The 17,765-nt window shown below is 48.6% G+C and carries 11 protein-coding genes and 1 riboswitch; of the genes, 6 read left to right on the forward strand and 5 right to left on the reverse strand.

What is annotated here, in order from left to right:
- Positions 1-331: 331 nt before the first annotated feature.
- Positions 332-3,151, forward strand: a complete 2,820-nt coding sequence (locus ACR1R9_RS29405) for a glycoside hydrolase family 3 C-terminal domain-containing protein (RefSeq protein ID WP_433922089.1) — start codon at positions 332-334, stop codon at positions 3,149-3,151.
- A gap of 102 nt (positions 3,152-3,253) precedes the next feature.
- Here the strand turns inward: ACR1R9_RS29405 and metE are convergent, their stop codons facing one another.
- From metE to ACR1R9_RS29420, 3 genes are all read right to left on the reverse strand, one after another.
- On the reverse strand, positions 3,254-5,602 hold the full coding sequence (metE, locus tag ACR1R9_RS29410; protein ID WP_433922088.1) for a 5-methyltetrahydropteroyltriglutamate--homocysteine S-methyltransferase: 2,349 nt from the start codon (positions 5,600-5,602) through the stop codon (positions 3,254-3,256).
- Between the two features lie 220 nt (positions 5,603-5,822).
- Positions 5,823-6,020: riboswitch (cobalamin riboswitch) on the reverse strand.
- A 254-nt stretch (positions 6,021-6,274) separates the two neighbouring features.
- The gene (gene nrdG / locus ACR1R9_RS29415; protein ID WP_099857377.1) at positions 6,275-6,784 is read right to left on the reverse strand and encodes an anaerobic ribonucleoside-triphosphate reductase activating protein; all 510 of its coding nucleotides are present in this window, start codon (positions 6,782-6,784) and stop codon (positions 6,275-6,277) included.
- The gene (locus ACR1R9_RS29420; RefSeq protein ID WP_433922087.1) at positions 6,781-8,742 is read right to left on the reverse strand and encodes an anaerobic ribonucleoside triphosphate reductase; all 1,962 of its coding nucleotides are present in this window, start codon (positions 8,740-8,742) and stop codon (positions 6,781-6,783) included. The genes nrdG and ACR1R9_RS29420 overlap by 4 nt, the downstream gene beginning before the upstream one ends.
- Before the next feature lie 373 nt (positions 8,743-9,115).
- Here ACR1R9_RS29420 and ACR1R9_RS29425 point away from each other — a divergent pair, with 373 nt between their 5' ends.
- Positions 9,116-10,756, forward strand: coding sequence for a hybrid sensor histidine kinase/response regulator (locus ACR1R9_RS29425; RefSeq protein WP_175381466.1), 1,641 nt, complete (start codon positions 9,116-9,118; stop codon positions 10,754-10,756).
- A gap of 49 nt (positions 10,757-10,805) precedes the next feature.
- Here ACR1R9_RS29425 and ACR1R9_RS29430 read toward each other — a convergent pair whose 3' ends face one another.
- A complete protein-coding gene (locus tag ACR1R9_RS29430) occupies positions 10,806-11,819 on the reverse strand; it encodes a LacI family DNA-binding transcriptional regulator (protein WP_076287493.1) in 1,014 nt (337 codons plus the stop codon).
- 302 nt (positions 11,820-12,121) lie between these two features.
- On the opposite strand from ACR1R9_RS29430, the gene ACR1R9_RS29435 reads away from it, so the two are divergent.
- On the forward strand, positions 12,122-13,768 hold the full coding sequence (locus ACR1R9_RS29435; protein ID WP_433922086.1) for a cellulase family glycosylhydrolase: 1,647 nt from the start codon (positions 12,122-12,124) through the stop codon (positions 13,766-13,768).
- Between the two features lie 206 nt (positions 13,769-13,974).
- Positions 13,975-14,913, forward strand: a complete 939-nt coding sequence (locus tag ACR1R9_RS29440) for an aldo/keto reductase family protein (RefSeq protein ID WP_063567219.1) — start codon at positions 13,975-13,977, stop codon at positions 14,911-14,913.
- Between the two features lie 131 nt (positions 14,914-15,044).
- Here ACR1R9_RS29440 and ACR1R9_RS29445 read toward each other — a convergent pair whose 3' ends face one another.
- Positions 15,045-16,172, reverse strand: coding sequence for a GGDEF domain-containing protein (locus ACR1R9_RS29445; RefSeq protein ID WP_076287494.1), 1,128 nt, complete (start codon positions 16,170-16,172; stop codon positions 15,045-15,047).
- Between the two features lie 276 nt (positions 16,173-16,448).
- On the opposite strand from ACR1R9_RS29445, the gene ACR1R9_RS29450 reads away from it, so the two are divergent.
- Positions 16,449-16,844: a Fur family transcriptional regulator gene (locus ACR1R9_RS29450; RefSeq protein WP_076287495.1), complete on the forward strand. Its 396-nt coding sequence runs from the start codon at positions 16,449-16,451 to the stop codon at positions 16,842-16,844.
- Positions 16,820-17,626, forward strand: a complete 807-nt coding sequence (locus tag ACR1R9_RS29455; protein ID WP_433922085.1) for a winged helix-turn-helix domain-containing protein — start codon at positions 16,820-16,822, stop codon at positions 17,624-17,626. Before ACR1R9_RS29450 ends, ACR1R9_RS29455 begins: the two co-directional genes overlap by 25 nt.
- The last annotated feature ends 139 nt before the right edge of the window (positions 17,627-17,765 follow it).

Below are 17,765 nucleotides of genomic sequence, written 5' to 3' on the forward strand. Positions count from 1 at the left end.
AATAAGTACGTCATATCTATACTCCTATCCATGATTACCATACTGTGCCAGAATAAAACGATTGTCCGCATACTTTCCTGAGGAAAGTTCACATTTTCCTGTGAAGCCCCCCTGTTTTTTTTACTAAACATGCTATATGATAGATTTACCGAAACCGTTTTAGTAAACGAAATTAAGAGTTAACGATGACTCATAAAGTGCTTGTTCTAAAAGGTTAAATCTTCGAATTTTGAGGTCGGATACATCAAGAATTTCATCGTATTAATTTATCGGTAATGTATCCGCTATCATTCTAAATAAATCAATGAATTACCAAAGGAGATTCCATATTATGACCAACCAAACGAAATATCCTTTCCAGGATACAACGCTCGAACTGGATACACGTGTAAAGGACCTCGTGTCCCGACTGTCGGAAGATGAGAAAATCGAATCGATGCTGCAATATCAACCCGCAGTGGAACGCTTGGGTATCGCAGCATATAAACACGGTACAGAGGCAGCTCATGGTCTGGCCTGGCTTGGCGAAGCGACTTCCTTCCCGCAGCCGGTAGGGCTAGCATGCACATGGGATGCCGATCTGATGAAAGAGATCGGCTCCGTGATCGGAGACGAGGCACGTGTATTTTACAAACGCAATCCAGCAGTAAACGGTCTGACTCTGTGGGCACCTACGGTTGATATGGAGCGTGATCCACGTTGGGGTCGGAACGAAGAGGCTTATGGTGAAGACCCGGAACTGACGGCTGAGCTGACAACGGCCTTGGTTAAGGGAATTCAGGGCGACCATCCGAAGTATTACAAGGCAGTTGCCACGTTGAAGCATTTCCTTGCTAACAATAATGAAGTGGACCGTGGCAGTGGTTCATCGAGCATTGATCCACGCAACATGCGTGAATATTATCTGAAGGCATTCGAGAAACCGTTTAAAGAGGGCAGCGCACAGTCAATGATGACCGCGTACAACTCAATTAATGGTACACCAGCATTGCTGCATCCATTTGTAAACGAGATTGTGAAGGGCGAATGGGGCATGGATGGCTTCATCGTGAGTGATGCAGGGGATGTAATGGGGATCAAGAACGATCATAAATACTATGATTCCCACACACCAGGAACAGTAGAGTCCGTCAAAGCCGGAATTGACAGCATTACCGATGATGCGGATCTTTCGAAACAGGCACTGCGTGAAGGGCTGGAGCAAGGCACACTCACAATGGAAGACATCGATCTGGCGTTGTTCAATACATTCCGTGTGCGTTTCCGTCTGGGTGAATTCGATCCGGCTGAGGGCAATCCATATGCTTCGATTGGTGAAGAAGCAATGATGACGGAGAAAGCGAAGGCCCTGTCACTGAGAGCAGCAAGAGAACAAGTGGTACTGCTTAAAAATGATAAAGGCACACTGCCGCTGGATAAAACAAAATCCGGCAAAGTGGCTGTGATTGGCCAACTGGGCGGAACAGTCTATCGTGACTGGTATGCAGGCACCATGCCATATAGCGTATCCCCGCTTGAAGCGATCAGTGGCAAAGTAGGCGGCGACAAGGTTGCATTCAAGGATGGCAATGACCGCATTACATTGACTTCAGTGGCAAGCGGTAAGGCTGTCGGATTGGCTGAGGATGAGAAATCATCCATCATTGCTTCAGGGAATGCTGAGACATTTACAGTGAGTGACTGGGGCTTTGGCAGTTACACGTTGAAGGCAGACAGTAATGGGAAATACCTGACGACGGATGAAGAAACGGTTACGGCATCGGCGGATGAAGTATATGGCTGGTTTGTGAAGGAAGTATTCCATCTGTTGCCACAACAGGACGGAAGCGTGGGGCTGACGACTTGGAACGGTAAAACAGTAACGGCACCCAATAATGGAAACGATGCGTTTGCGGTATCCGAAGCGTTGAAATCTTTCGGTGCTACGGAAACGTTCAAAAAGGATATTGTGGTGAATGGATTGGAAGAAGCGGTTGCGGCCGCGAAGGAAGCGGAGACGGCGATTGTATTTGTCGGCAACAATCCGCTTGTAAATGGTAAAGAAGAGATCGACCGCCCAAGTCTGGACCTGGCTGAATCCCAGCAGCGTCTGGTTGAAGCCGTGTATGCAGCGAATCCAAATACCGTTGTAGTTATCGTGGGAAGTTACCCGTTCACGTCCAACTGGGTGCAGGAGAACATTCCGGCTGTATTGTATACATCCCATGCAGGACAAGAGTTGGGGAACGCTATAGCTGACGTATTATATGGCGATTATGCACCAGCAGGCCGCCTGAATATGACGTGGGTACAATCCGCAGATCAGCTGACCGATATCAGAGACTACGATATCATTCAATCCGGACGTACGTATCAGTATTTTGAAGGTGATGTACTGTATCCATTCGGACATGGATTAACGTATGCATCGTTTAAATACAGTAATTTGGAGCTGAACCCGGCCCAAGCTGGAGTCGAAGAGATCATTACTGTGCATGTGGACGTGACAAATACAGGTACGATCGCCAGTGATGAGGTTGTACAGTTGTATGTGCGTGCCGGACAGTCCCGTGTGAAACGTCCACTCAAAACGTTAAAAGGTTTCCGTCGTCTTCATATTGAAGCTGGAGCTACAGTAAAAGTCAGCTTCATACTGCCAGTTCAGGAACTGGCGATCTGGGATGTAACCCGTGATCGTTATGTGGTCGAAAGCGGCACCTACTCCATTATGGTGGGTAAATCTTCTGCCGATGTTCAGCTTGTTGCTGACCTGACAGTACAAGGGGAGACCATTCCTGCACGTAATCTGGGTGTGGCTACGCGCGCCGAGAATTACGATGCATACTTCGGTGTAGATCTGGATGAGAGCAAGGAAGGCGGAACTTCTGTCCGTGTGATTGGTAAACAAGGCTGGATTGCCTTCAAGGATGCAGATCTGGGCAGCAATGCAGCAGCGATTGAAGCTCGTGTATCATCAGAGCAGGCAGATGCGGTATTGGAAGTTCGACTGGGTGCACCTGACGGTACACTGGCAGGACGCGTGGAACTGGCACATGGCGAGGCACAGCAGTGGTCCACGGTTAAGGCAGACCTGAAAGGTGTATCAGGTCAACAGGATGTATACCTTGTGTTGTCCGCAGGAGTACGTGCCAGTCATTTCGAGATTCATTAAGTCGGATAAAAAGACCTTTCAAGATAAACAAATAGAATGATGGTAAATGATAAAAGCCTCCGAAGAAATTCGGAGGCTTTTATTTGCATTCACAAGCTTCGTTTAGATTGAGGAATCAGCGGTTACTCGTTCTCTTGCTGTACGAGCAGCGTCCACCATGATGCTCAATGCATCTACAACTTCGGCTTTACCACGTGTTTTCAGTCCGCAGTCAGGGTTCACCCAGAACAGATCTGCTGGCAGCACCTGAAGTGCACGCTCAATCATATTCAACATCTCGTCCTTGCCTGGAACACGCGGACTGTGGATATCGTATACACCGAGTCCGATGCCTTTGTCATACGTATTCTGCTCGAAGCTGCCTACCAGTTCCCCATGGCTACGGGATGTCTCGATGGAGATCACATCTGCATCCAGGTCGCTGATGGCTTCAATAATATCATCGAACTCGCAGTAGCACATATGGGTATGCACCTGCGTTGTTGGTTTTACGGTTGCAGTAGCCAAACGGAAGGATTCCACGGCCCATCGCAGGTACTCATCCCACTTGCTTCGTTTGAGAGGAAGTCCTTCACGCAGAGCTGGCTCATCGACCTGAATCATCTCAATGCCTGCTTGCTCTAGCGCTTCAACCTCGTCCCGAATGGCGCGAGCAATCTGGTAGGATACTTCACTGCGTGGTATATCCGAGCGGACAAAGGACCAGTTCAGGATCGTTACCGGACCTGTGAGCATGCCTTTTACCGGTTTGCTGGTCAGTGTCTGGGCATAGGCTGTTTCTTTTACCGTCATCGGTTCATTGAACAGCACATCTCCATAGATTACAGGTGGCTTCACGCAGCGTGAGCCGTAGGATTGTACCCAGCCATTTTTGGTGAAGGCAAATCCGGTCAGCTTCTCACCGAAAAACTCGACCATATCGGTACGTTCGAACTCACCGTGTACCAGCACATCCAGACCAATTTCCTCCTGGATGGTAATCCACTCCTGGATCTGTTCACGAACATAGGCATCATATTGCTCCGCATTCCACTCCCCTTTACGGAAGAGTGCGCGTGCTTTGCGCACATCCGCCGTTTGCGGGAAGCTGCCGATGGTTGTTGTTGGCAGCAGTGGGAGCGACCATTTCTGCTGCTGCAGCTCACGTCGCTCCTGGAATGACGCGTCGCGAAGCAGCTGCTCATCAGCATGCACCCCTGCAGGCGCACCACTCAGGCGTGTCCGTGATTCGGACTCGCTCAGCAGGCGCACCGCTTCGGTGCTCGCCTGGGCGCGGCGGCTGGCTTCCGCCAAAGCCGCTGCCTGGTCCGCCTGCTTCGCACCGCCGGACAACAACGTGCCGAGCGTCGCTATTTCCTCCAGCTTCTCGTCGGCAAAGGCCAGGGCATTGCGCAGTACCGGATCAAGCGCGCTCTCTTGAGCGGCAGTAACCGGTACATGCAACAGGCTGCAGGAAGGCTGAATGATCAGCTTGCCTTCGGCTGCGAATTCAGCTACCTGCTCCAGTAGCTTCGCCGTCTCTGCGAGATCGGCGCGCCAGATGTTGCGCCCGTCGATGACACCGGCGCCCAACCATTTATCCTGCGGGAAGCCATGCTCCCGCAGGCTGGCGAAGTTGCCTTCATAGCCGTGGACCAGGTCCAGGCCGATTCCGGCAACAGGCAGAGCTGTCACGACCGGATAAGCTTCCACCGATTCGAAATACGTTTGAAGCAGCAGCTTCAACTCCGGTGCAGCTTGTGCCAAGGCAGCATACACCTGTTGCAGCAAAGCCTCATCTTCGGAAGAGACGGCCAGCGTCAGAGCAGGCTCGTCGATCTGTACCCACTGTACGCCTTCTGCTTGAAGCTCAGACAGAAGCTGGGCGTATACGGGAACGAGGCGAGTGACGATTTCTGCGAAGCGTTCCGCGTCATAGCCTTTGGCGAATCGTACATACGAGTACGGACCGACAACGACTGGTTTACCTTCCAGCCCAAGCTCCTGCTTCGCTTCGCGATAGGCGGCAAGGGGTTTATTTTCAAGCAATGCAAATGCAGTATCATTATGAATCTCAGGTACGATGTAGTGATAGTTCGTGTTCAGCCACTTGGTCATCTCACAGGCTGTTGCCTGATCATTACCCCGGGCCATGGCGAAGTAGGTAGATACGGATACGGGTCCGCCTGAATGGTTAAAGCGCTCAGGAACGACGCCAAACATAGCCGATACGTCAAGAATATGATCATAGTAGGAGAAGTCGCCCACAGGAATCAGATCGAGCTGCTGTGCCTGCTGTTTCTTCAGATCCTGCAACCGAAGCGTGGTTAGCTCCTGATGAAGCGTAGATTCATCGTTTCGGCCAGCCCAGAAGGACTCCAGTGCTTTTTTCCATTCGCGTCCCGCACCGATGCGGGGGTAACCGAGGTTGGCTGTCAGCACTTGTGGCTGTTGTTGCTGTGATTGCGACATGTAAAATTCCTCCTCATTTATAATAAGTGAACTCATCAAGTTGAAGCTATTGTGGTGTGCTTCTTTTGAAAGCATCAAAAAAAGGCATTCCTTCCGATTCCATACCCCGAGAAACAGGCATCATGAATGACGACTGTGCACAAAGATAGAATGGGAAAGAACACCTGCTATAAGTAGTTGTAGCGGCTGCTCTAACACCTCCCTATCTTCCGTAGGTCATGCGATGCTGTCGAAACAGGCAGGTCTCCTGGCTTGCGGATCATGGCCATATGCATTCCTTCCCGGTGGTTGCACCAGTGGATTATATGCATAGACTCCCCGTATACAGTGGCGGGACCGCGACGGACTTAAACCGTGCTTCCCTTTTAAGCCTGACCACGCATGTAGCGCGGTCGGCACCTGTTTCCGTGTGCAGAAATGTGCGTACACATCTCCGGCTATGAAATTGGCGACCAAGCATAGATGATAGATTGTATCATGATGCAATCGTCGTATACTTGCTCTTCTGCTACCAATCATAGACGATAACCAACGGGCTTGCAACATATATCATTAATCCGATCGGAAATAAAATAATGTTCTATTAAACCTTGATTTATTGGTAGATTTGGCTCCTTAAAATGAAGCAAATCATCGCCCACGCTGTGCTTGATTTCCCTAAATAAAAAAACGTTACCATGCATCTAACTGCATGGTAACGATTGTCTGGTCTGCCATTGTTGCACCCACATTAACGATGCGCTGATTACGACTGCCGCGAAAAGGAAGAGACACATCACGCTCAGCTGCGATATAAGGCCCATCGATAATGACGTCGCATAGCCGGGATAACTCCGCCCGGGACGGGTCTGTAATCAGTTCCTCATACACAAACCCCGTGTAGGCCCATACAGTCAGATCAGGTCGAGCAGCCCGAAGCTGCCGAACCCAGGAGGCGCATTCTGCGGCAGAGAAAAAAGGATCACCTCCGCATAACGTTACCCCTTCCAGCAAGGGATGTGAGGTCACTTCATGCAAAATCTGCTGCTGCCTCTTCTCCGTAAAGGGTTCGCCTGCCCGGAAGCTCCATGAGCCGGGACTGAAACAGCCCGGACAAGCGTGGCGGCATCCGCTGATGAACAACACGGCACGCAGGCCAGGCCCCTCATTCACTGATTCCGGGATGTAACCATACAGATTCACCGATGTTTCACCCGGTCTCTCACTTCGGCCTGCTTCGCGCCATTGAAGCGCACTTTATAGTCACCGGTCAGATATCCCGTAACCCGGCGCAGTCGCTGGAAATGCACATGGTTTTCATGAGCCTCACATCCGGGACATACATCTCCAATAACGCCTTCATAGCCACAGGACGGACAGCGGTCAATCGGGTGATTAATGGAGAAATACCCGATGTCCTGGGCAAGCGCGTATTGAACGATTCGTTGGAAAGCGGCGGTATTGGCCCTTACATTCCCGTCGAGTTCGACATATGAGATCGCTCCGGCATTACATAGGGAGTGGAAGGGAGCTTCCAGTTCAATCTTGCGATAGGCAGGAAGCGAATGATAGACCGGAATGTGAAATGAATTGGTGTAGTATTCCCTGTCGTTGACCCCTGCAATGCTGCCGTATCGCTCACGATCGATCTTGGTGAATTTGCCGGATAGGCCCTCAGCGGGCGTAGCGAACAAGGTGATATTCAGGTTATGCTGCTCACTCATCCGGTCGCAGAACTCTCTCATCGTACGAATGATATTTAAGGCTTCTCGATGTACATGGAGGTCTTGTCCATGGTGACGGCCATATAGAGCGGTCATACATTCAGCAAGTCCGATAAAACCAAGGGATAACGTACCATGTTTCAACAGATCGGCCACCGATTCATTCGGAGCCAATTGTTCACCGCCTTCCCATACTCCTTCCCGCATCATGAAGTCCGATGCTTTGGCAGGTTGGTTCATCTGAATTCGATACCTGTGTAGCAGACCGTCCGTAGCATTGTGCATGACCGATTCCAGCGCAGTATAGAAGCCAGCCCGGTCAGCAATGGCTCTCGCTCCCTGGCAGATCCCGTATCGAATGCCGAGCTTGACCAGATTGATGGTATTAAAAGACAGGTTCCCTTTGCCGCTCTGACGATTGCGTCCGAAGCGATCAGCCAGTGTGCGTGTCCGGCATCCCATCGTCGCAATGATCGTATCGGGATCTTCCGGTTGATAATAGGGCAGGTTGAAGGAAGCATCCACATTGACAAAGTTCGGATACATGCGCCGTGAGGAGCAGGTCACAGCAAGCCGGAACAAATCATAATTCGGCTCTCCTTCAGATTGGTTAATTCCATGCTTGCACTGGAAAATATGTTGTGGGAACACGGGAGTTTCTCCGTTACCCAGTCCCCGAATGGTCGCTTCCAGCAAAGACCGAGACACGAGTCGACCTTCGGCTGAAGTGCACAGTCCGTAGTTCAGCGAAGTGAACGGAATCTGTCCCCCAGCACGACTGCTCATGGTGTTCAGATTATGGATCAGGGATTCGGCGGCCTGTTCGGTCTCCAGTTCCGTTTCTTCACAGGCAAAGGCAAAGGCTCGAGGACACTTCTCCTTTGCTTCATCGCTATCCAGATGCAGTTGCTCATCCTCAATTGAGGTGATTTCCCAAAACAGCCGTTGTCCCTTCCGGTAATGCTTACGGAACGAACGCTTCACATAAGGTGCGAGATCCCAATCGATTTTATTGGCGGATACCCCGCCGTACTGGCTGTTCTGTTGGGATTGAAAAATAATGGCTACCAATGCCATGGCAGACATGATTGTCTGTGGTGTACGAACCGAACCGTTGCCGGTATTGAATCCGGAGGCCAGCAGCCGGTCAAACGGAATAAAGATACAGTTGGTCGTACCAAGGGCATACTGATCCAGATCGTGTACATACAGATCGCCGTTCTCCACAGCTAGAGCGAGCTCCTTAGGCAGCACATGACGCAGAGCATGCCACTTCGCGGTCTCCGAACCGAGCCTGCTCATCTTGCCGCTGAATGAGTCTCCGTTCAGATTGGCATTCTCCCTCAGCGTATCGGCATCTTCAGCACCAATAATTCGTCTTCCCAGGTCAGATAGCAGATCGGATGCCGGTGGAGAGGCATACTCAAGCATGTTCATACCAGTTCCTCCTAAATAATAAAATTGAAATGTATGGGATAATGTCCATTCATTGAACACTACATGTAGAGTTTCTTTATCCATTTATAAACTATATATTGTTATTTAGGTGTGATAATGATCACATGGGAGAGGCTGGTCGACTGTCATGATTTATAGCCCTGAGTGATAAAGGTTTTCAAAGCTGGAGGGTAAGCGTATAATTTCTATTTACCGTGCAAGTTCAGTTGACGATGCTTGAAAAAAAGGATAGAAAACTTTATATATGAATAGTTTGTGACAGCTGTTTCGGAATATTTGAACCCTCGTTAATCGATTGAATCATACTGTGGAATACGGATTTGAAATGCAGCTAAGACAAGAGGGGTGAGTCATGGGAACGGTAAGCATTACAAGGGGCTTCTATGAAAATATACAGGAAGCCGCGTCCCATATTGTTGACGTATTAAGCGGAATCTTAAAGGTGAACACCATCTTCGTTGCCACGAATGATGGCGTGACCAATGTTATTATCGAGGCTTTTAACCGTGAGGAAGAGTTGATCGCCAAAGGTAGTGAACTTCCATTTGAAGCTTCATATTGCAGCCTGGTTTTAAGAGATAAGGGCAGCAGTCTGATCATCACGGATACATGTGAACATCCTCTTACGAAATCAATGGACGTAACAAGCGGACTGGGCAATCGTTTCTTTGTGGGGATTCCCATCATGCGGAGGTCCGGGGAAACGTTCGGTACGATCTGTCTGATGGATGATCCTGATTATGTGATCAGTGAAACGGATATGAAAACACTGCAAGCCATGGCCGTTTTTCTCGGGTATGTGGTGGATCTGGAAGATACGCTTCAAGTTCAGGAACAGAAGCTGAATGATTCGGAGCAATTACAAGAGCAATTGCAGGCAGAGAAGGAACGTGCGGAGTCTGAGGCGATGACCAAGACGCAGATGCTGTCGCTGATGAGCCACGAGATTCGTAATCCCCTGAACGGCATTCTGGGATTAACCGACCTGATGCGTACACCGGATATGTCGGACGAGCAGACAGAATATGTGAATATGATTGAAACCAGCGGTAACATTCTGCTTTCCCTGTTGAATAACATGATGAGTTTTAATAACGTCAATGACGCAGGCAAAACAGTCGTACATGATGATCCATTTGATCTGGTAGCGACGATTGAGAATACCGTTTATCTCTATGCGGGACTGGCGCTGAGCAAGAACATTGAGCTGGGATTGAACCTTGATTTGAATGTGTCCCAGGTTTTTGTCGGGGATGAAATCAAGATCGGGCAACTATTGGCCCATGTCATTCAGTATGCTATAGATTCAACACGGACAGGCTCGGTATTGATTACGGCAACCGTAGATGGTGGAGATGCAGAGGATGAGGGTATCCTTCAACTCCAAGTGAAATACACCGGACGCATGTTGTCTTCGGATAATAAGCTTAGAGCAATTAACAATTTGGACGGAAATATAAGTACACAGAAGCTGGTTGGAACCAATCTCGGACTGGCAGTCAGCCAAAACCTCGCCATCCTTATGAATGGCCGTATTCAGGTGCATGGCATGGGAGACAAGGAGACAGAATTCGAGATCTGCCTACCGCTCCGCAGACATTGGGAACTGCCTCAGCTTGCCAATATACAGCATCGACTGAAGGGCAAAAAGGTGCTGCTTGCCAAGGACCCTGACATTCTGCAAGGGGCTTCGTCCCTGATGCGCAGATGGGAGATGGATGTGCATATGACCTCGGTTACGACAGAAGCGTACGACTGGATACAGGATGGCTTTAAGCCTGACGTGGCCGTTGTGGATATGGGACTTCTGGAGGGCGGTGCTGTGGATTTTGTACACAAGCTGAAGCGCCTGGTTACAGATTCACCGGTCATTGTTCTGATTCCGTATGGTATGCATATCGATCCGCATGAAGCGGAAGTCTTTGATGCGGTCCTGACTAAGCCTGTGAAGCAGGCTGATTTGTTGAATGCGTTAAGCATCATTGTGCATTAAGAACATGAGAAAATATATTAAACTAGGCGCACCTGTCACAGGTGCGCTTTTATGTTGTTATTTTGAAGGAAGATGAAGCTCGAACAAGCAGCTCCGAGTCGACTTTAAATACACGTTTATCCTGAAATTCATTCGTATTCATCGTATCAATCATCTTCTCCATAAGAATAGCCCCCATCGTATACTTGGGCTGGTTCACCGAACTTAGCGTAGGATGGATGTATTTGCTGATTCGATTGTTATCTACACCTACGATAGCCAATTGCTCGGGAATGCGTATTCCGTATTCCGTACATGCTTTGTATACACCTAGCGCCATCTCATCATTTGCTGCATATACAGCGGAGAAGGACAGGCCTTTGTTAAACAATCTTTTGATGGCCTCGTACCCACCTTCCTCATTGAAGTTCCCATTCTCGATCAGTTCGGGACGGAACGGAATCTGATGATTGCGCAGGGCCTTCAAGTAGCCTTCTAGCCGTTCATAGCTGTCGATCGCTTCAGGATAACCGTTTAGGAAAACGATATTCCGATGTCCGGCCTCAACGAGATGCTGAACAACTTCCTGGGAAAATTTCACGTTGTCTGTATATATACACGGGATCTGATCATGTTCAATGTATTTACCAACGATGCCAATACGATACCCCTTATCTGCAAGCTGGAATAATTCCTCATCCGCCAGCATGGGAGTGATAATGATGACACCGTCAATGGTCCGATCGAGTAACAAATTAAGATAATCGACTTCTCGCTCTTTCAGGTTATGGGCATCACATATAATGACCTTGTAATGGCGAGCGTAGGCGATGTTCTCAATGCCTTTAATAATTTCGGCATAATAGGAGTTGTTAATATCCGGAACGATGACGCCAATCGTCATGGTTCTCTGTGAACGAAGATTCTTGGCTGCTGCGTTGGGGTGATACCCCAGTTGCTCTATGGCGCGCATCACCTTATCTTTGGTCTTGGTGCTTACTTTGCTGTGCTGATTAATGACCCGCGATACGGTTGCCGGGGACACACCTGCAATGGCAGCTACATCAATGATTTTGACATCCATATTCTTCACAACTCCAAATAAGTGATTGACAATTAATTCAAATTCATTATAATTCCAATTGAAAACGATTACAAGTTATAACCGTTTGAAACAATAATTGGGGATAGTGGAGAGATAAAGGGTTTAATATTCAATAAAATGTAATCGATTTCACCATCCCTTCACTTGTGATAAATAGCGGACATCCATGGATCATACCCCCGTATACCCGCTGTTTATATAGCATTATCGTTACCCGTCGTGAGTGCTGCATCCTGGTTCAGTCATACCTCAAGATATGACCATTTAAGGGAGGCGTCAACATGTTGAAGAAGAGCACTATCATGCTGTTGTGCAGCTGTCTGCTGCTGGGCCTGCTGGCTTCGGCCGTAGGTTCACCGAAGGCCAGTGCGGCTTTTGGATCAGGGGATTTCCTGAAGGCTAACGGGACGGTTGTCCGCAATAATTCGGGATCAGGCAATGTGGTAAATCTGCGTGGAACAAATTTGGGTGGCTGGCTGCTGCAGGAAGAATGGATGACGCCCTCTGGAGCGGTAGATGAGTACACGCTGCGTCGCACGTTGACGAATCGTTTTGGGGAATCGGGTGCACAGAGTCTGATCAATGGATATCAGGACACCTGGATTCAGGCTGGTGATCTGGATAACATCAAGAACTGGGGCATGAACGTTGTGCGTGTGCCGATCTATTGGGAGGATTTTATGAACACCAGCGGTGTCATGAAGCCTGATTCGGTTACGTTCCGCAAACTGGATTGGCTGATTGATGAAGCGGGCAAACGAAACCTGTATGTCATTCTCGATCTGCACGGTGCACCGGGAGCAGCTTGTCCATGGCATTCCTGCGGTCAGGAAAATTCCAACCAACTGTGGACCAATTCTACATACCAGAACTGGACTATTCAGATCTGGGAACGGATGGCAACACGTTACAAAGGCAATCCAACCGTTGCTGCGTACGACTTGCTCAATGAACCTCTTGTGACCATGGGAACGGGTGAAAATGCTGCTCAAATCAAGCAAAAGATGGATTTCTATGACCGGATGTACAAAGCCGTCCGTGCCAAGGATGCCGATCACATGATCATCATCGCGGCATTCTTCGACTGGTGGGCAGCTTCTCCACCAACGACTTATGGGTGGACGAATGTGATGTATCAGACGCATCATTATCAATTCACGGATTATAACAACTGGGATTTGACCAATTCGGAGATGGATCGCTGGCTGAAAGATATGGCGTCCTATCAGAAGAATTGGAACGTTCCGGTGTTAGCGGGCGAGTTCTCGTTCGGTCAGGATGATCTGACCGAGAAGTGGCTATCCGGTTTGAATGCACTGAATGCTTCATGGACGAACTGGAGTTATAAGGTCAAAGGGGGCGGAACTTGGGGCTATTACAATAATAACAACAACCCGGCGCCGAACCTGAATACCGACAGCGCGGCAACAATTGCTTCAAAATGGAGCAAGTTCACTACGGCGAACTTTGCCTCTAATACCTCGTTCCAGAATGTGGTCAAGAAACATACGGGAACGGCTTCCTTTACAGAGACATGGTCCAATCTGAAAGCCAACGCCAATGGCACTTTTGTCAGCGCAGAGAATGGCGGTGCAGATGCGCTGGTAGCCAATCGGGATACTGCCGGACATTGGGAAAGGTTCAAAATCATCCGGAATTCGGATGGTACGGTATCTTTGCTGTCGATGAGCAATATTAAATATGTGCAAGCCGATCTGAATAATGGCGGGCGTTTGATCGCCTCGGCCACATACCCATCCACATGGGAGAAGTTTACCCGAGAAGAATTGGGCGGAGGACTGGTTGCCTTCAAATCCGTGGCGAACGGTAAATATGTCAGTGCGGATCTGAATAACGGAGGCGTGCTGTATGCCAATCGTAACGCTGTGGGCGGAGCATGGGAACAATTTATCGTAACAGCTAACTAAGACAAACTAGCGCCCAGTCATAAATAATATGAAGTAACCGTAACATAGTGACTTGTATCGTGGCTCCGCTCTTTTAGCGGAGCTTTTCATATTCATCCCTATCTATTTCCCAAATTCTTCTCCAAAGCCCTTTTAATCCGAGCCGAATACGATACAATAGAAAGGGAACTTCATCATTAATCAGTTTAAAGGAGGATGTGCATTCAATGGAATACCGTAGACTAGGTGGAAGCGGACTGAAAGTAAGCGAGATTAGCCTGGGTAGCTGGCTGACATACGGAGGATATGTGGAACGTGAAAACGCGGTGAAATCAATTGAAGCCGCATTCGATGAAGGCATCAACTTTTTCGATACAGCCAATGTGTACGAGCGGGGTGCAGCAGAAGAACTGCTGGGGCAGACGTTGAAAGCGTATTCCCGCGATTCCTATGTCCTTGCAACCAAGGTATTTGGTAAAATGGGTGACGGTCCAAATGACCAAGGGTTATCCCGTAAACATATTAAGGAACAATGCGAAGCCAGCTTGCAACGGCTGGGTGTTGATTATGTAGACATATATTATTGCCATCGCTATCATACCGAAACACCGATTGAAGAGACACTGCGAGCACTTGATGATCTGGTGCGTCAAGGCAAGGTGCTCTACGTAGGTGTTAGTCAATGGACCGCGGCACAAATGGAAGCTGCGTTGGGTACTGCTGACCGCCTGTTGCTGGATCATATCGTGGTGAACCAGCCGGTGTACAACATGTTTGACCGCTACATCGAAAGTGAAATCATCCCGTTGGGTGAGCGCAAAGGCATTGGACAAGTTGTCTACTCCCCGCTGGCACAAGGATTGTTGACCGGGAAATACACTTCGGTGTCCGATATTCCCGAGAACAGCCGGGCAGCGAAGCTGGGATGGGATGAAGGGAAGATTAACGCTGACCGGATCGGCAAGGTTCGCCAGTTAATTGAAGTGGCAGACAAACTGGACCTGAAAGTCGGCCAATTGGCTCTGGCGTGGATTCTGCGCCAGAATAACGTGTCCAGTGCGCTTGTTGGAGCAAGCCGTCCTGAACAGGTGAAAGAGAACGCAGCCGCTTCCGGAGTGAAGCTGGATGCTGCCATCGTTGAAGAAATCGAACAAATCTTAGCTTAAGGCAAACTCAACTCCACAGGTTGTTCTTGTACCCATAAGCGAGTTGATTCGAAGGATGCAAAATGTGAGATAAGAAAGGGATGTCCTGGCTAGCCTGTAGGCTATGGGGACATCCCTTTTTGAGTATGAGATTAGAATGAGCTTTGGCCGCTGGAGAGCGACCTGGAACGCAACGGAATAGCACATACCCGGTTCCGGCCCGTATTCTTGGCTTCATATAATGCACGGTCTGCCTGTTCAAAGAAATCGTTATCATCCCGGTCGTCACAGTGATCTGGAAAAACAGCGACCCCGATAGAGATAGTCAGCCGGATCGTATTGCCATCAGGCAGCGCGAAATGGTACTTCTCAACCGATTGTCTGATGGACTCGGCAATGGCCATGGCTTGGTGATGACCACAATCGAGCAATAGTATAGCGAATTCCTCGCCTCCGTTCCGAGAGACGATATCTGCTGAGCGGGCATGCTCAATGAGCAATTGTCCGAGTTGTTTTAGAACCGCATCACCTGAAGTATGACCGAAAGTGTCATTTACTTTTTTGAACCGGTCGATGTCGATGACTAGTAGCGATAGTTTTTGCTTGTACTCACGTGCCCGTTCTAGTTCAAACTCAAGTGATTTCTCAAATTGTCTGCGATTACTGAGGTTGGTAAGATGATCGGTGGTCGCTTTGCGTTCGAGCAGAAACAACATCTCATTCGATTTATTAATGAATTCTGCGATGAAATAAATAAAGATTCCACCGACAAAAGAAATGGTCATCTGTAAAGGATATACTTTCAATAGTGAGTTCATGCTGGTTGTATTCAGCATTAGGATCACAAAGATCAGCGTCATACCCAGCAGGTTCATGGTAATAATTTTGGTTAATCGGGACCAGGGAGCATAGGCAAAATATACACCGGACAGTCCGATGATCGTCATGACGAATGCTGCATCGATGGCAGCGGAAGACATTCCAAACATGATAATACGAAGGATGGAAATGACAAGTCCCGAGATGACCGAAGCCAGTCCTCCTAAATATACGGCGGCTGTGACAATAGCCAAATGACGTAAATCTACAATGGTAGTTTCATTTAAAGGAAAGGAATAGTTCATCAGTACCGTTCCATAGATCCCGAACAGCAGACCACCGATCATCTGAACACGCATCGAGGGAAAGGGAACGCGGATACGATAGAATTTGGCTATGATTCCGGACACATACATGAACGTGATCATGACACAGAGATTGACGAAAAACGTGCTTAGCAACAAGCATCCCTCCTTTAGCGCACATTACTATATTTTAGCTGAAAAGCAGTATAGTAGCGAACCATATTATCCCAAGTAGGGGTGATGGCTACGTAGAAGATGGTTTGGATATCACTATTCATGAATAAAATAGTCGGATATTGACTTCATTATACAATGAGATTTATACTTAATCTAAATCAAAATTGATTTTGATGTTTCAGGGAATCATAGCAATCAGTAGATTGCTGTGTCATCTTATATACTATTGAATGGGTTAATAAAGGAGAATTGCTGGTGAGAACTCTAAATCTGACGATACAGCGTCAAGCCGTTTACGATGTAGTCCGTCATTCCGAAGACCATCCAACGGCAGCAGAAGTGATGAACCGTCTGGTGGAGCAAGGTTATAATTTGGCTTATGGTACGGTATATAATTCACTCCGATATTTAACAGATAAAGAATTGATTCGGGAGCTCAAGTTGGGCGAAACGGCCAGTCGTTATGATGCCCGCATGGACGAACATCAACATATTATGTGTGAAGTATGCGGCAAGGTAGATGAAGTCATGACGGAAGTTCCTCCCCAATGGATGAAGCAAGTTGCGGAGGAGACCGGGTATGCGATTGATCACGCTCATGTGGTCTTTGGAGGTGTCTGCGCGGAATGCAGAAACAAACGGGTCAAGTAAAAATCAACCTGTCCGGCCGTCGTCTGCCGCTCCGGGTCAAGCCTGCCCTTGCGGATTCAACTCCCCTTGTGGATAATTGCCCGGTCACGAGACGGGTCATTCTGATCAGTCCGATGCCCGGGCAGGTACATGAACTGGTCAAGGCTTTGACGGACAGCTGCTTCGATGTGCTGGTGTTCCACCGCTGGGAGCCTGATTTGCATGAACGGCTTGTATTTGATCTGTTAATCTATGACCTGTCTGTTGCTGGAACCATTGATGCTTTTGCGGGAATCAGCAGCCGATTGAATCGTGAAGCGGAATATGCAACACCGTGTCTGTATCTGGTGGGGGAGAAGATGATTGGCAGTGCCAGTGGACCGATGCTTCAGGAGGAATTGCTGGTCTGGCCGGCCCGTCCTCAGGAAGCGTTGTATCGTGTGCAACGCATGATTGGCAATAGCCCTGCAGCACCGAAACGCGGATTTCTCCCTCAGGAAGGCCAACGTATCGCTTTCAAGGATCTATGGCTGGATCGTGAGCGGATGAGTGTGCATCGCAATAATGACCGTATTCATTTGACCAAGACAGAATATGATCTGCTGCTGAAACTGATTGATGCCAAAGGTGCAGTGATTTCCCGTGAGGAGATGCTCAGCGATATTTGGGAGACTGATTTTACAGGTGGAAGTAATGTGGTGGATGTTCATATCAAAAGCTTACGCAAAAAACTTGGCGATAACGCGGCTTCGCCTCAATATATAGTAACGGTAAGAGGAGTGGGCTACCGCCTGGCGGATTAGTCCGCTTTTTTTTGTGCACACAAAATGCTGTTCATGTCACTCGTATGCGGGTATATCCACTAGATGGAGTAGATCAAGCCAATCGGAATGGCTCAATGCTCATCTTACTCCAAGTTGATGTTCATATTTCATTCATGAA

The organism is Paenibacillus taichungensis (assembly GCF_050994985.1).
Lineage (GTDB): Bacteria > Bacillota > Bacilli > Paenibacillales > Paenibacillaceae > Paenibacillus > Paenibacillus taichungensis.

Excerpts from the sequence above, each read along its gene's own strand:
- ACR1R9_RS29405 (WP_433922089.1), top strand. The coding sequence starts at position 332 with ATGACCAACCAAACGAAATATCCTTTCCAGGATACAACGCTCGAACTG.
- metE (WP_433922088.1), bottom strand. The coding sequence starts at position 5,602 with ATGTCGCAATCACAGCAACAACAGCCACAAGTGCTGACAGCCAACCTC.
- ACR1R9_RS29420 (WP_433922087.1), bottom strand. The coding sequence starts at position 8,742 with ATGAACATGCTTGAGTATGCCTCTCCACCGGCATCCGATCTGCTATCT.
- ACR1R9_RS29425 (WP_175381466.1), top strand. The coding sequence starts at position 9,116 with ATGGGAACGGTAAGCATTACAAGGGGCTTCTATGAAAATATACAGGAA.
- ACR1R9_RS29430 (WP_076287493.1), bottom strand. The coding sequence starts at position 11,819 with ATGGATGTCAAAATCATTGATGTAGCTGCCATTGCAGGTGTGTCCCCG.
- ACR1R9_RS29435 (WP_433922086.1), top strand. The coding sequence starts at position 12,122 with ATGTTGAAGAAGAGCACTATCATGCTGTTGTGCAGCTGTCTGCTGCTG.
- ACR1R9_RS29440 (WP_063567219.1), top strand. The coding sequence starts at position 13,975 with ATGGAATACCGTAGACTAGGTGGAAGCGGACTGAAAGTAAGCGAGATT.
- ACR1R9_RS29455 (WP_433922085.1), top strand. The coding sequence starts at position 16,820 with ATGCAGAAACAAACGGGTCAAGTAAAAATCAACCTGTCCGGCCGTCGT.